The organism is Pandoraea sp. 64-18 (genome assembly GCF_001899225.1).
GTDB classification, from domain to species: domain Bacteria; phylum Pseudomonadota; class Gammaproteobacteria; order Burkholderiales; family Burkholderiaceae; genus Pandoraea; species Pandoraea cepalis.
In genome coordinates, this window is sequence record NZ_MKVU01000019.1 from 109,030 (window position 1) to 122,376 (window position 13,347).

Consider the following 13,347-nt stretch of genomic DNA (forward strand, 5'->3'; position numbering starts at 1 on the left):
TCCGTTACTGAAACGCGACTTCGTTGAAACTGCGCAGCTTGCGACTGTGCAGACGATCCAGACCGTTATTGCGCAGCAGCTCCATCGCCTTCACGCCGATCTTCAGATGCTGGTCGACGCGCTCGCGATAGAACCGGTCCGCCATGCCGGGCAGCTTCAGCTCCCCGTGCAGCGGCTTGTCGCTCACGCAGAGCAAGGTGCCATACGGCACCCGGAAACGGAAGCCGTTCGCTGCAATCGTCGCACTCTCCATGTCGAGTGCAATCGCCCGGCTTTGACTCATGCGCTGCACCGGCTCGCGGTGATCGCGCAATTCCCAGTTGCGATTGTCGACCGTGACGACCGTGCCCGTGCGCATCACACGCTTGAGTTCGAAGTCGTCGAGTTGCGTGACGTCGGCCACGGCACGCTCGAGTGCGACCTGCACCTCGGCCAGCGGCGGCACCGGCACCCATAGCGGCAGATCGTCGTCGAGCACGTGATCCTCACGCACGTACCCGTGCGCCAGGCAGTAGTCGCCCAAGCGCTGCGAGTTGCGCAGCCCTGCGCAGTGACCCAGCATGACCCAGGCATGCGGGCGCAGCACGGCGATGTGATCGGTGATGGTCTTCGCGTTGGAAGGCCCCACGCCGATATTGACCATCGTGATGCCCGTGTTGTCCGGGCGCACGAGGTGATATGCCGGCATCTGCGGCAGGCGCGGCGGCGGCGTGCCCCGCGCGTCGAGCGCGGCTATGTTCTGGTTCCAGTGCGTGACGTTGCCCGGTTCGACGAACGCCGTGTACTGACTGCGGTATTCGCGCAAGGCCGGATCGTCGGTCGCGCTCATCAGCTCGCGTCCCAGTTCGACGAACTCGTCGATATAGAACTGGTAGTTCGTGAAGAGCACGTAGTTCTGAAAATTTTCGGGCGAGGTCGCTGTGTAATGGCGCAGGCGATGCAGCGAATAATCCACGCGCGGCGCCGTGAACAGAGCGAGCGGCAAGATCTCGCCGGGCATGGGATCGCGCGTGCCGTTCACGATGCTGTCGTCCATCGTTGCCAGATCGGGCACGTCGAACGCGGTGCGCATGGCGCGCAGGTGTGTCTGATCGAGATCGCCTTCGAGGTACACGCCGTCCTGATAGGCGAAGTGCACAGGGATCGGCTCGTCGGAGACGCCCACTTCGAAGGCCACGCCGTGATTGTGCGCCAGACGGCGAAGCTGCTCGACGTAGTAGTTTTCGAACAGATCCGGTCGCGTGACCGTCGTCTGATAGCTGCCCGGCCCCGACACAAAGCCATAGGACAGACGCTTGTCCAGTTGGGTAATGTCTTCGGTGGTGATGCGAATGAACGGATAGTGCGCACTCACGCGCCGCGCCGCCTCCTTCTGCGTGGCGAAGCGGTCGAAAGCGGCGCGGAGGTACGCCGTGTTGGCATCGTAAATCGTCTTCAGGTAGGCGACGGCTTCCACCGGATCCGCGATCGATCGGGTGGCATGGACCGGTTCTTGTTCGGACATGCGCAAACCTCTTCTGTCTTAATCATGAGGGGGAGTATGCGCCCATTGTGACACGACCGGCAGGCGTCTCCGCGTCCCGTCCGCTGCCGTGGCCAAGCCAATCGAGCGCGCCCTCGCCGGCCGTCTCCGCCCCTGGCCCGGCGCGCCGAATCGCCACGCCCACGGCGAGCACGTCGATCGCCGCGAGGTGCAGAATTCTCGCGATCATCGTCACGTGAGCGCCCATCGTCTCGACGTGATCGTTGGGCAGCACGAGCGTCGCCTTGCGCGCCAGCGGAGAGTTGCGCGCCGTGAGCGCAATCACTTTCGCGCCGCGCGCCACGGCGATGTCGACCGCGCGGTTCAGATCCGCCGAGCGGCCCGACGCGGAAATGGCGACCACCACATCGCCGTCTCCCAACAGCGCTGCCGACGCCTGCAACAGATACGGGTCGCCGTACGCGATGGTCGGCATGCCGAAGCGGAAGAACTTGTAGTGCGCGTCCTGCGCGATCACGCCGGAGTTGCCCAGCCCGTAGAACTCGATGCGGCGGGCACCATCGAGCAAGGTGACGGCCGCCTCGAGCGTGCGCGCGTCGAGATGCTCGCGCATCTGCAGAATCGACGACACGGTGTTGTCGAGCACCTTGGCGCTGAATTCCGCCGCCGAGTCGCCCACGTGCACCTGTCCATGACGCACCGGCAGCGTGCCGGTCAGCGCACTCGCGAGTTTGAGTTTGAAGTCCGACAGTCCCTGACAGCCGAGCTTGCGGCAAAAGCGAATGACCGTGGGCTGGCTCACCCGCGCCAGACGCGCGATTTCCGACACCGGCTCCGCGAGCAGCGCACGCGGTTGCTTGAGCGCGAGTTCGGCCACGCGCTGCTCGGCCGGGCTCAACCGGTCGCGCAACCGATGCAGACGGTCGATCAGCGCGCCCGCGCCCGCCGCATGCGTGCCGAGCTGTTCGGCAAGGATGGCGGACGTGCCCAGGAACGCCGGATGATCGGCCGTAATGACGTAAGTCGGAATCGCCTTCAGATACGCCTCGAATCGCCCCTTTGCCTCGAAGCGCTGACGAAACGGTGAGTCCTCGAACAACGTGCCGAGCTTCGGAATCACGCCGCCCCCCAAGTACACGCCGCCCACCGCGCCCAGCGACACCGCGATATTGCCCGCGAGCGTGCCCAGCATCGCGCAAAAGCAATCGACGGTCTCACGCGCGAGCGCATCGCCCGCCTGGGCGAGCTTTACGATGGCGGGGGTCTCCAGCGATGGCGCCGAGCGGCCGTCTCGCGCCGCCAAGGCTTGATAGACGAGCGCCATGCCGGGACCGGCTACCAGACGCTCGAACGACACGTGCGGGAACTGCTTCCATGCGTAGCGCAGCACCTCGATTTCGCGCTCGTCCGCCGGCGCGAACGTCGTGTGCCCGCCTTCGCTGCCGAGCGCGATCCAGCGGTCTGCCGCCGGAATCAAGCCGGACACCCCAACGCCGGTGCCCGGACCGAGCAAGCCGATTACCCCGCCCGGCTGTGGTTCGCCGCCGCCCACCTGACGCCGCTGTGCCTCGGACAGGTAAGGCAGCGCCATCGCCAGTGCGGTGAAATCGTTGACGACCAGCAGCGTCTCGAAGCGCAGCGCACGGCGTGTCGCTTCAATCGAGAAGTGCCAGTCGCGATTCGTCATGCGCACCTCGTCACCGGCAATCGGATTCGCAATCGCGATCGCGGCATGCCGCACCGGCTCAGCGTGATCGGCCTCGTCAAGATACGCACGGATGACTTCGGGAACGCCGGAGAAATCGTCGCAAGCATAGTCGCGGATCTCGACGAGATCGCCGGGTGCGACTTCCAGCGCGAACCGGGCGTTCGTACCGCCGATGTCAGCCAGCAGCCGGGGACCGCTTACGTGCGGAGGATTATTCCTCACTCCAGAAGACATCGATGTTCACTCCTTCACAATGGATCAGCCGGGAGATGGCGTTGTCCTGCACCTCGGCCTGCGCCGCTTCGAAGACGGCGCGTTTGGCCGGACCTTGAATTTGCAGCAAGAGGCGCTCGCAGGACGCGAGCGCGGCGAGTGACCACGACACGCGCAGGTGCGGCGCGTGCTGCGGCTGCACAAGCACGAATTTGTCGTGTGTGGCGATGGCGTCGTGCCATTGCGCCGCGTCGGCGAAGAGCGACGCCGTATGGCCGTCCTCGCCCATGCCGAGCACGGCCACTTGCGGCACGCCATGCCTCCACGTGTCGTTGAGCGTTCTCACCTGCAGCGCGGCGGACGTCGCGGTGTCCACCAGCGGCAACCAGTGCGCACCCGTCGCACCGGGCAGCAGTGTCTCGGCCACCAGCCGGGCATTGCTCTCGGCGTGCGTGGGCGGCAGCCAGCGATCGTCCACGAGCGTGATGTCAATGTCGCGCCACGCCACGGGAAGCCGGGCCAGTTGCAAGAGAAATGCCTTCGGACTCGTGCCGCCCGATACAGCCAGCAACGCGCGCGGACGAATCGTCAAGGCTTCGTCGAGCCGTGCAACGACGGCGTTGGCGAGCGCCAGCGCCTGTGTCTGCCGGGTGGGGAAGGTGCGCCAGTGGATCATGGGTGTTTGCCTCCGGTTGACATGACGTCGGACCGACGCGCCGGGCCTCGCCCGGCGATCCGCCTCAGTTGTCTTCTTCGACCCAGCTCGTACCGGACTGTGCCAGCAGCGCGCTTGCGGCGGGCGGCCCCCAGGTGCCGGCGGCGTAACGCTTTGGCCCTTTGTGCTGACGCGACCAGTACGCCTGGATCGGCGCGACCCAGCGCCAGGCCGCCTCTTGCTCGTCTCGACGGACAAAGAGCGCGAGACGCCCGTTGATGACATCGAGCAGCAGGCGCTCGTACGCATCCATCCGGTGTCCCTTGAAGAACTGGTCGAACGCCAGGTCGAGGTGAACGGTTTGCAGGGTCATGCCGTCGCCCGGCTGCTTCGCAAGACAGTAGAGGCGGATCGATTCGTTCGGTTGCAAACGGATGACGAGACGATTGGCGCCGGCCTGCGCCGTGGCTTCACCGAGCAACGGATAGGGCGTTGCGCGGTAGTTGACAACGATCTCCGCCACGCGCTCGCCCAGCCGCTTGCCCGTGCGCAGGTAGAACGGCACGCCGGCCCAGCGCCAGTTGTCGATCTCGGCCTTGAGGGCCACGAACGTCTCCGTCTGGCTGGACGGCGGCACGCCCGGCTCGTCGACATAGGCCGGCACCGCCGACTTGCCGATCGCGCCACCGCCGTATTGGCCCCGCACCACGTTGCGCGCGACCGTGTCGTCGTCGAGCTGACGCAGCGAGCGCAACACACGCAGCTTCTCGTCGCGCACGGCGTCGGCGTCCATCGACAGCGGCGGCTCCATCGCGACGATGGCGAGCAGTTGCAGCAGATGGTTTTGCACCATGTCGCGCAGCGCGCCGGTCTGTTCGTAGAACTCGCCGCGCCCTTCGACGCCGATTTCCTCGGCAATCGTAATCTGAATGCTGTCGATCAACTCGCGTCGCCACAACGGCTCGAAGATCGCGTTGCCGAAGCGCAGCGCCAGCAGGTTTTGTACCGCCTCTTTCCCGAGGTAGTGGTCGATGCGGTAAATCTGGTCTTCGCGAAAACTCGCGCCCACCGCATCGTTGATCGCCTCCGACGAGGCCAGATCGTGCCCGAGCGGCTTTTCCAGCACGATCCGACTGTTCTCGTTGAGCCTGGCGCTGCGCAGTCCTTCGCAGATGGGGATGAACAGCGACGGGCCGGTGGCCAGATAGAAGATGCGCACGCCCTGCCGTTGGGCGAGGCGCTCGGCCAGTACGCCGAATTCGGCTTCACGCCCGAGATCGAGCGGCATGTAGTCGATGGTGGCGAGAAACCGCGACCATGCGCCCTCGTCCCAGACATCGGACTTGATGTGCCCGCGCACGTGTTCCTCGCACCACTTGTGATACGCGGCGGCCTCCATCGGCTTGCGGGCAATCGCCAAAATGCGGCCGGTACTCGCACCGGCGCCAGCGTCGGCATCGGCGCCCAATTGCCCCGTGCGGAACGCCCGGAACAGCGCGGGCAGCACCTTGCGCAGTGACAAATCGCCGGTGGCGCCGAACAAGACAAAGGTATAGGGTGAAGGCGTGGTCATAGACAGCGTGGACTCCCGTGCGGCCGAACGCTTCTCCCGGGCTCCGCTCGGCGCGCCAACGGGCGAGCCAGCAAGCGGCGAATGGGCCGCCGGACACGGCAAATGTCCGAATGTCACCGAAGAAGCGCAACTTTGACACTGCATTGTAGTTTAACTACACTTTAAATCAACAAAGTTTCGTTCTTTGACTACATCACCCACGTCGAGCGACCTACAACGTTCCGGACACCCCATGACCCAGTCTTCGCAAAATGTACCGCTGCATCCGGTGGTTGAGCGTGTGACCCAGCGACTGATCGAGCGCAGCCGTTCAAGCCGTCAGGCCTATCTGGAGGGCGTGGCCCGCGCCACGCAGGGGCAGCCCGGTCGCGAGTCGATCGGCTGCGCCAATCTCGCGCACGCGCTGGCCGCCGCCCCCGCCGACGACCGCATCAAGATCCGCACCGAGCGCACGCCGAATATCGGCATCGTCACGGCCTACAACGACATGTTGTCGGCGCACGCCCCGTTCGTTGAGTTCCCCGACGTCATCAAGTCCGCAGCACGGGCGCATGGTGCCAGCGCACAGGTGGCCGGTGGCGTGCCCGCAATGTGCGATGGCGTCACGCAGGGTTATGCGGGCATGGAACTCTCGCTGTTCTCGCGCGATGTGATCGCGATGGCCTCGGTCGTGGCGCTCTCGCACCAGATGTTCGACGCCGCCATGTTCCTCGGCGTGTGTGACAAGATCGTGCCGGGGCTGGTCATCGCCGCCCAGGCGTTCGGCCATCTGCCCGCCGTTTTCACCCCGGCGGGCCCGATGCCCTCCGGGCTGCCCAACGACGAGAAGTCGCGCATCCGGCAGGAGTATGCTGCGGGCCGCGTCACGCGCGCGGCGCTGCTCGACTCCGAACTCGCCGCGTATCACACCGAAGGCACCTGCACGTTCTACGGTACCGCCAACAGCAATCAGATGCTCATGGAATTCATGGGGCTGCACTTGCCCGGCGCGTCATTCGTCAATCCGCATACGCCGCTGCGTCATGCGCTCACGCAGGCGGCCACGGCGCGCGCCGTGGCGCTGGCGAAGACCGGTATCAACACGTCGCATATCCTCGATGAGCGAGCGTTCATCAACGGCGTCGTCGGCCTGCTGTCCACGGGCGGCTCGACCAACCACACGCTGCATCTGGTGGCGATGGCGCATGCGGGCGGCATTCTGCTGGACTGGCAGGACTTCGCCGAGCTGTCGGACGTCACACCGCTGCTCGCTCACGTCTATCCGAACGGCAAGGCGGATGTGAACCAGTTCCATGCGGCGGGTGGCCTGAACTTCCTGATTCGCGAGTTGCTCGACGCCGGATTCCTGCACGATGACGTGACCACCGTCATGGGGCACGGTCTACGCCCATACACGCAGGAAGCCGTGCTGCACGACGACGTGCTCTCCTGGCAGGACGCCCCCAACAACAGTCTCGACGAGGGCATCGTGCGCCCGGCATCGCGCCCGTTTGCGCGCGAAGGCGGCTTGCGCATGCTCGCGGGCAACCTGGGGCGCGCGGTCATCAAGTCATCCGCCGTCAAGCCGGAACATCAGACGGTTCGCGCTCCGGCACGCGTGTTCTCTGATCAGGAGAGCGCGCAAGCGGCGTTCAAGGCGGGAGAACTGACGCGCGATGTCGTCGTCGTGGTGCGTTTCCAGGGCCCGCAGGCCAACGGCATGCCGGAGTTGCACAAGCTCATGCCGATGCTCGGCCTCCTGCAGGACGAAGGCCATCATGTGGCGCTCGTGACTGACGGGCGAATGTCCGGTGCGTCGGGCAAGGTGCCCGCCGCCATTCACCTGTCGCCGGAGGCGGAGCAAGGCGGCCTGCTCGCGCGCGTGCAGGATGGCGACATCATCACGATCGATTGCGAGAAGAACCTGCTGCACTGCGAAGTCGACGACGCCACGCTCGCCGCGCGCGCCCCGGTCCCGGTACCGCAACGGCCGTTCGACCCGTGGCGTAACGTATTCCGCCTATTCCGGCGCAACGTCGGCGCCGCACCGCATGGCGCGTGCGTGCTGTTCGACGACTCGGAGTATCCGAAGCACTCGTGACTGTCCGGCGAACGATGTGCGATTACGCGTGACGTGGTGCGTCGATCGGCGGTGTCCCGTCGTGAAATAGCGTACGCAGTTGCGAACGCAGCTCGGCGGAATCGGTATGTCCGTGAACCGTGATGGCGTGTTGCACGGCCGCTTCCATCAGTTCGTTTTCGGAATCTGCGGATAGCGCCACGGAACAGTTCATTGCGCTCGGGAATTCCCGGCAATCGATGAATTTGCGGGTCATGATGGTCTCCTCACACGAGAGCGTCGTCTTGGCTGGATGACCGCGCCGTATACCACGCGACGCCTGCGGGGCGCGATTTCACCTTCTGCGGATGGCAAACAAAATCATTCTGAAAGTATAGGTTGCGGGTGGCGATTGTCAGGTCACACGACGATGAGATTCATGCGGTCGGTCGAAGCCCCCATGACGGTGGGGCTGCCGCCGCGTCGGGACGGCGTCAAGAAATCTTGACGCCTTTTTTATTCATGCATCCCTAGACTGGCTCCGTCGTCACCCCTGTCGTCAATCGACACGTTGCCATGCCTACCATCGCCCAACGCGCCCGTCTGGAACCTCCCGATGCAAGTGCCGTCTTGGCCGACGCTTTCTCCGCCGCGCGTGAGCGCCATCGGTGCCCCCCACGCGCACGTCTCGATGCAACGCTCGACATCACGCTCAGCCGCGCGGCCGTCTCCACGCTCGCCGTCACGCTGGCGATGAGCCTGCCGCTGCCGTGGCGCGTCGAGACAATTCGCCCGATCCGGCACGATACCGCCGCCGTGGTATCGATTGCGTTGCCGCGCGTCGAAGCCTCGCGGGCCATGCTCGCCGTCATGCAATCGCTGCCAGAAGCTGAATTTGGTGTGCTGCGTCTTCGCCCCGCCGCCTGAGCGTTCAACGTCCCCGGTGTTCCGCCCCCTTCGCCCCGCCAATCCGCCCCCCGCCATGAACCCAGCCATCTTCGAAGGCGTTTGGATTCCCCTCGTCACGCCCATGACAGGCGCGAACGGCGCACAGATCGATCGCAGCGCCTTCGCCCGTCTGGTCAACTTCTACCTTGCTGCCGGGGTCAGCGGTCTTGTCGTGGCCGGCACCACGGGCGAAGGTGCGCTGCTGGCCCCCGACGAACGCCGCTGGCTCGTCGAGACCGCGTGCCATCTCGCCCAAGACCATGCGCCCGTCGTGGCTGGCGTCGGCGCGGCCGACACGTCGGACGCCGCGCATCAGATTGGCAGCCTCGACGATCTGCCGCTCGCCGGTTACCTTGTGCCGCCGCCCTACTATCTGCGACCGTCGCAAGACGGCATCCTCTGGCACTACCGCACGCTGGCAGCCGTGACGCGCAAACCGCTCGTGCTCTATAACGTGCCGCTGCGTACTGGCGTGGCGCTCGGCGTGGAGACGATCCGAGCGTTGGCATCACACAGCGCCTTCGCGGCGATCAAGGAGTGCGACGAGCATTCGCTCACGCACCTGCCGTCGCAGGTCGCCATGCCCGTGCTGTGCGGCGACGATATGCAGTTGCTGCCCGCACTGCACGCCGGTGCGCGCGGATGCATTTCGGCGGCGGCACATGTGCGGCCGGATCTCTATCTGAAGCTGCTTCGCTACGCGCGCGAGGGCGACATGGTGCACGCCACAATGCTCTTCAACGGCATGAAGCCGCTCATCCGACGCCTGTTTTCCGAGCCCAATCCCGTGGCGATCAAAGCCGCGCTCGCGTCATTGGGCCTGTGCCCGGAGACGGTTCGTCGTCCGCTCATGCCGTGCTCGGACGCCCTTCGCAAAGCGATCGACGTCCAGCTCGAAGTGACGATGGCCTTCTGAGTCCGAACGGCGCGGCCTGTCCGCCCTTCCCCACGACACGAGACCCGATATGGACGACATCGAACAGCGTCACCGCACCATCGCCCGTCTGCTGATCAAGCTCTCGGGCACCCCGTTGGCCAGGCTCGCCTACGCGACCGGCATGACCGGCAACACGATTTCACGATGGGTTCACGGCGATCGCTGCGCGCTGGGTCCGCAGGGACGCGACAAGCTGCTCACCGCGCTTGGCGCCCGCAGCGATGGTGTCAACGTAAAACTCGCATTGCGCGCCACCGGCGCCACGCAACCTGTCTTCCAGATCAACGGCCTAGTGCAGGCCGACCGCTTCGCCACGCTCGCGGCTCTGACCTCGACGCAATTCGTTGCGGCGCGCGAGACCTGTCAGGGAAAAACGCTCGTGAGCGTCGTCACCGACATGAGCGGGCAAACGACGGCGCTGCTCGTCGGCACACGGGACGCGCTCGACGAGCTGTATGCAGCACTGGACATCACCGTGTCACCCAAACGCCGTGTGGAGGTCGCGCACGGTCCTTGCGCTTCGACTGACGTCGCAATGCGAATACACTCAAGCTGACCGTAGTTCGCGAGCGCCACACGCGATAACGACGGCGCGCTCGACGTGACGCTGGAACTCGACGATGCGCGCGACGTCTTCGCCCCTCGCAGCCAACATTTCGACCGTCCGTCCGGGACCTGGGTAGATGACTGAGCGTCCCCGGAACCCATGAGGTGAACGCCAGCGGCGATCCTCTCGCCGCTGGCGTGGTGCGTCAGGCCGAGGCGCGTGCGCTCACTGCCACCCGAACCGTCGCGCGAACATGCCTTTCATCATTTGCGTGAGCACAGCGTAGGCGAGCAGGATGGCCGCGAGCATCGGGAAGTACGCGAGCGGCAATGCCTGCATCTTGAACGTGTCCGCGAACGGCGACATCGGCAGCATCACGCCGATCAGCATCACGGCGGCCGTCATCATCAGCAACGGCCATGCCGCGCGGCTCTGCACGAACGGAATGCGACGCGTGCGGATCAAGTGCACGATGAGCGTCTGCGACAGCAGCCCCTCGACGAACCAGGCGGACTGGAACAGCGTTTGATGCTCGGCGCTGTTCGCGCCGAACCAATGCCACATCGCCACGAACGTCAGCACGTCGAAAATCGAACTGATCGGGCCGAAGAACACCATGAAGCGCGACAGATCCGCCGGATTCCAGCGCTGCGGCTTCGTGAGCTGTTCGTCGTCGACGTTGTCGAACGGTATCGTCGTCTGCGACAAATCGTAGAGCAGGTTCTGCGTGAGCAGTTGCAACGGCAGCATCGGCAGGAACGGCAGGAACGCACTCGCGATCAGCACCGAGAAGACATTGCCGAAGTTCGAGCTGGCGGTCATCTTGATGTACTTGAGCATGTTCGCGAACGTGCGACGCCCCTCGATCACGCCCTGCTCCAGCACCATCAGACTCTTTTCCAGCAGGATCAGGTCGGCCGCTTCCTTGGCGATGTCCACCGCCGTGTCCACCGAAATGCCGATGTCGGCCGCGCGCAAGGCCGGTGCATCGTTGATGCCGTCGCCCATGAAGCCAACGACGTGGCCGTTCGCGCGCAACAGGCGCACCAGGCGCTCCTTGTGCGACGGCGTGAGCTTGGCGAATACGTTGGCGCGTTCGACCGTGTGCGCCAGTTCGGCGTCGCTCATCGCCTCGATGTCGTCGCCCAGCACGCAGCCGTTCACCGCCAGCCCCACTTCGCGGCACACCTTCGCCGTCACGAGATCGTTGTCGCCCGTGAGCACCTTGACCTGGACACCCGCCGCTGCGAGCGCCTTGAGCGCCGGCGCCGTCGACTCCTTGGGCGGATCGAGAAACGCGATATACCCGACGAGCACGAGTTCGCTCTCGTCCGCAATGCCATAACTGTCGCGCACCGGTGGCAAGTGGCGCGTTGCCACGGCCACCACGCGCAGACCTTCGGCGTTCAGGTCGGCCGTGACGCGACGCAGGCGGGCCAGCACATCGGGCGTGAGCGGCTCGACGTTCGCACCATGCTGCACGCGATTGCACACGGCCATCACCTCCTCCACCGCCCCCTTGCAGATCAGTTCGTGATGATCGCCGTTCTCGCTGACCACCACCGACATGCGACGGCGCTGGAAGTCGAACGGGATCTCATCGATCTTGCGATACCGGTTCACGATGTCGAGATGCTGGTGCAGCTCCCCATGATCGAGCACTGCCACGTCGAGCAGGTTCTTCAGGCCGGTCTGGTAGAAGCTGTTGAGATAGGCATACTCGAGCACATCTTCCGAGGCGTGGCCCCAGACATCGGTATGACGTTCGAGACAGATCTTGTCCTGCGTGAGCGTGCCGGTCTTGTCGGTGCACAGCACATCCATCGCGCCGAAGTTCTGGATCGCATCGAGCCGCTTGACGATCACCTTCTTGCGCGAGAGCACGACCGCGCCCTTGGCGAGCGTGGCCGTCACGATCATCGGCAGCATTTCGGGCGTAAGGCCCACCGCCACCGACAGCGCGAACAGCGACGCCTCGAGCCAGTCGTGCTTGGTGAAACCGTTGATGAGCAGCACGATGGGCGTCATGACCAGCATGAAGCGGATCAGCACCCACGACACACGATTCACGCCCTGTTGGAACGACGTCACCGTCGGTTGCTGCGCCGTGACGCGCTGCGCGAGCGAGCCGAAGAACGTGCGCGCCCCCGTCGCCACGACGACAGCCGTGGCCGACCCGCTCACGACGTTCGTCCCCATGAACGCGAGGTTGTCGTAGGCGAGCGGATTGCTGCCGCCGGACTCGCAAGCGTGCGCGAATTTCTCGACGGGCAGTGCCTCGCCGGTAAGCGCCGATTGCGAGACGAACAGATCCTTGGCCGCGAGAATGCGCACGTCCGCCGGAATCATGTCGCCCGCCGCGAGCAGCACGATGTCGCCCGGCACGAGTTCGGCCAACGCAATTTCACGGCCCATGCGACCCAGACGGCGCACGTGGTCGGCCTCTACGCCCTCATGGCCGAACACTTCGCGGCGCAGCACCGTCGCCGTGGTGCTCACCATGGCCTTGAGCTTTTCCGCCGCCTTGGAGGAGCGCGCCTCCTGCACGAATCGCAACACCGTGGAAATGATCACCATCGACGCGATGATGATCGTTCCCTCGGTGTCGTCGGTCGCGTACGACACAGCGGCCAGTGCCGAGAGCAGCAGGTTGAATGGATTGCGGTAGCAGTTGAACAGGTGCCGCCACCAGGGCAACGGTTTTTCGTGCTCGACTTCGTTGACGCCAACGTGTGCCCGCACGGTGGCGGCCTCGTCATCCGACAGACCGTCGCGCGTCGTGTGCAGACGGGCGAGCAGATCGGGGCCGGCGTCGCGGGCGGCGTCGAGCAAACCTGGCGGTGCCTCGTGGCCATGCGCTGGCGCATCGAGGGTTTCGAGCATGTCGCGGCGGCGGAAGAAGCGCAGGCCAAGGCGCGCGCCAAGCACCGCAATCAGTCGCTCGCTGAACGTGAGAGCTTGTTGCATCGGATACATCCTGAAAATACGGTTGATATCGCTGGGCACCGGCCAGTCGCCGATGCCTGGGGACCGTTATCGCGCAGGCTCAGCCCGCGCGTCCGGTCGGATCGTTGCGACGCACGAGCGCCAGCAGCCACTGTCCGAGTCGCGCACTCGCGCCCGGGCGCGCCGTGACAGCGGCGTCCTCGGCATGCGGGGCGACGTGATAGTGATGCAGGCACTCGGTGGGCAGCATCAGGGCTTGCGGATTGCCTCCGCGAAGGGTCATGGAGTAACGGAACACG

The 13,347-nt window shown here is 65.1% G+C and carries 11 protein-coding genes; 4 read left to right on the forward strand and 7 right to left on the reverse strand.

Annotation, left to right across the window (positions count from 1 at the left end):
- Positions 1 to 4: 4 nt before the first annotated feature.
- The 4 genes from BGP02_RS16625 to zwf all read right to left on the reverse strand — a co-directional run bounded on the left by BGP02_RS16625 (position 5) and on the right by zwf (position 5,632).
- On the reverse strand, positions 5 to 1,504 hold the full coding sequence (locus BGP02_RS16625; protein WP_017235313.1) for an AMP nucleosidase: 1,500 nt from the start codon (positions 1,502 to 1,504) through the stop codon (positions 5 to 7).
- A 22-nt stretch (positions 1,505 to 1,526) separates the two neighbouring features.
- A complete protein-coding gene (locus BGP02_RS16630) occupies positions 1,527 to 3,425 on the reverse strand; it encodes a bifunctional transcriptional regulator/glucokinase (RefSeq protein ID WP_286798867.1) in 1,899 nt (632 codons plus the stop codon).
- Entirely contained in the window at positions 3,403 to 4,080 is a 678-nt protein-coding gene (gene pgl / locus BGP02_RS16635) for a 6-phosphogluconolactonase (RefSeq protein WP_017235311.1), read from the reverse strand. Before pgl ends, BGP02_RS16630 begins: the two co-directional genes overlap by 23 nt.
- Before the next feature lie 64 nt (positions 4,081 to 4,144).
- A complete protein-coding gene (gene zwf / locus BGP02_RS16640) occupies positions 4,145 to 5,632 on the reverse strand; it encodes a glucose-6-phosphate dehydrogenase (protein ID WP_268567363.1) in 1,488 nt (495 codons plus the stop codon).
- A gap of 232 nt (positions 5,633 to 5,864) precedes the next feature.
- On the opposite strand from zwf, the gene edd reads away from it, so the two are divergent.
- Complete coding sequence (gene edd, locus BGP02_RS16645; protein ID WP_286798868.1) at positions 5,865 to 7,712, forward strand: phosphogluconate dehydratase; 1,848 nt, start codon at positions 5,865 to 5,867, stop codon at positions 7,710 to 7,712.
- 22 nt (positions 7,713 to 7,734) lie between these two features.
- Here edd and BGP02_RS16650 read toward each other — a convergent pair whose 3' ends face one another.
- A complete protein-coding gene (locus BGP02_RS16650; protein WP_026132227.1) occupies positions 7,735 to 7,947 on the reverse strand; it encodes a DUF1059 domain-containing protein in 213 nt (70 codons plus the stop codon).
- A 299-nt stretch (positions 7,948 to 8,246) separates the two neighbouring features.
- Between BGP02_RS16650 and BGP02_RS16655 the strand changes: the two genes are divergently transcribed.
- The 3 genes from BGP02_RS16655 to BGP02_RS16665 are packed head-to-tail and all read left to right on the forward strand — an operon-like array spanning position 8,247 to position 10,111.
- Positions 8,247 to 8,597, forward strand: a complete 351-nt coding sequence (locus BGP02_RS16655; RefSeq protein ID WP_017235307.1) for a hypothetical protein — start codon at positions 8,247 to 8,249, stop codon at positions 8,595 to 8,597.
- A 55-nt stretch (positions 8,598 to 8,652) separates the two neighbouring features.
- Positions 8,653 to 9,534, forward strand: a complete 882-nt coding sequence (gene dapA, locus BGP02_RS16660; protein WP_026132226.1) for a 4-hydroxy-tetrahydrodipicolinate synthase — start codon at positions 8,653 to 8,655, stop codon at positions 9,532 to 9,534.
- 49 nt (positions 9,535 to 9,583) lie between these two features.
- Positions 9,584 to 10,111, forward strand: a complete 528-nt coding sequence (locus BGP02_RS16665) for a hypothetical protein (RefSeq protein WP_286798869.1) — start codon at positions 9,584 to 9,586, stop codon at positions 10,109 to 10,111.
- 216 nt (positions 10,112 to 10,327) lie between these two features.
- On the opposite strand, the gene mgtA is transcribed toward BGP02_RS16665, so the two are convergent.
- Positions 10,328 to 13,069, reverse strand: a complete 2,742-nt coding sequence (mgtA, locus tag BGP02_RS16670) for a magnesium-translocating P-type ATPase (RefSeq protein WP_017235304.1) — start codon at positions 13,067 to 13,069, stop codon at positions 10,328 to 10,330.
- Between the two features lie 79 nt (positions 13,070 to 13,148).
- The gene (locus BGP02_RS16675; RefSeq protein WP_157211540.1) at positions 13,149 to 13,346 is read right to left on the reverse strand and encodes a hypothetical protein; all 198 of its coding nucleotides are present in this window, start codon (positions 13,344 to 13,346) and stop codon (positions 13,149 to 13,151) included.
- Position 13,347: the final 1 nt, after the last annotated feature.

Coding starts and splice junctions, on each gene's coding strand:
- BGP02_RS16625 (WP_017235313.1), bottom strand. CDS start 1,504: ATGTCCGAACAAGAACCGGTCCATGCCACCCGATCGATCGCGGATCCG.
- zwf (WP_268567363.1), bottom strand. CDS start 5,632: ATGACCACGCCTTCACCCTATACCTTTGTCTTGTTCGGCGCCACCGGC.
- edd (WP_286798868.1), top strand. CDS start 5,865: ATGACCCAGTCTTCGCAAAATGTACCGCTGCATCCGGTGGTTGAGCGT.
- BGP02_RS16630 (WP_286798867.1), bottom strand. CDS start 3,425: ATGTCTTCTGGAGTGAGGAATAATCCTCCGCACGTAAGCGGTCCCCGG.
- BGP02_RS16650 (WP_026132227.1), bottom strand. CDS start 7,947: ATGACCCGCAAATTCATCGATTGCCGGGAATTCCCGAGCGCAATGAAC.
- mgtA (WP_017235304.1), bottom strand. CDS start 13,069: ATGCAACAAGCTCTCACGTTCAGCGAGCGACTGATTGCGGTGCTTGGC.
- dapA (WP_026132226.1), top strand. CDS start 8,653: ATGAACCCAGCCATCTTCGAAGGCGTTTGGATTCCCCTCGTCACGCCC.
- BGP02_RS16665 (WP_286798869.1), top strand. CDS start 9,584: ATGGACGACATCGAACAGCGTCACCGCACCATCGCCCGTCTGCTGATC.
- BGP02_RS16655 (WP_017235307.1), top strand. CDS start 8,247: ATGCCTACCATCGCCCAACGCGCCCGTCTGGAACCTCCCGATGCAAGT.
- pgl (WP_017235311.1), bottom strand. CDS start 4,080: ATGATCCACTGGCGCACCTTCCCCACCCGGCAGACACAGGCGCTGGCG.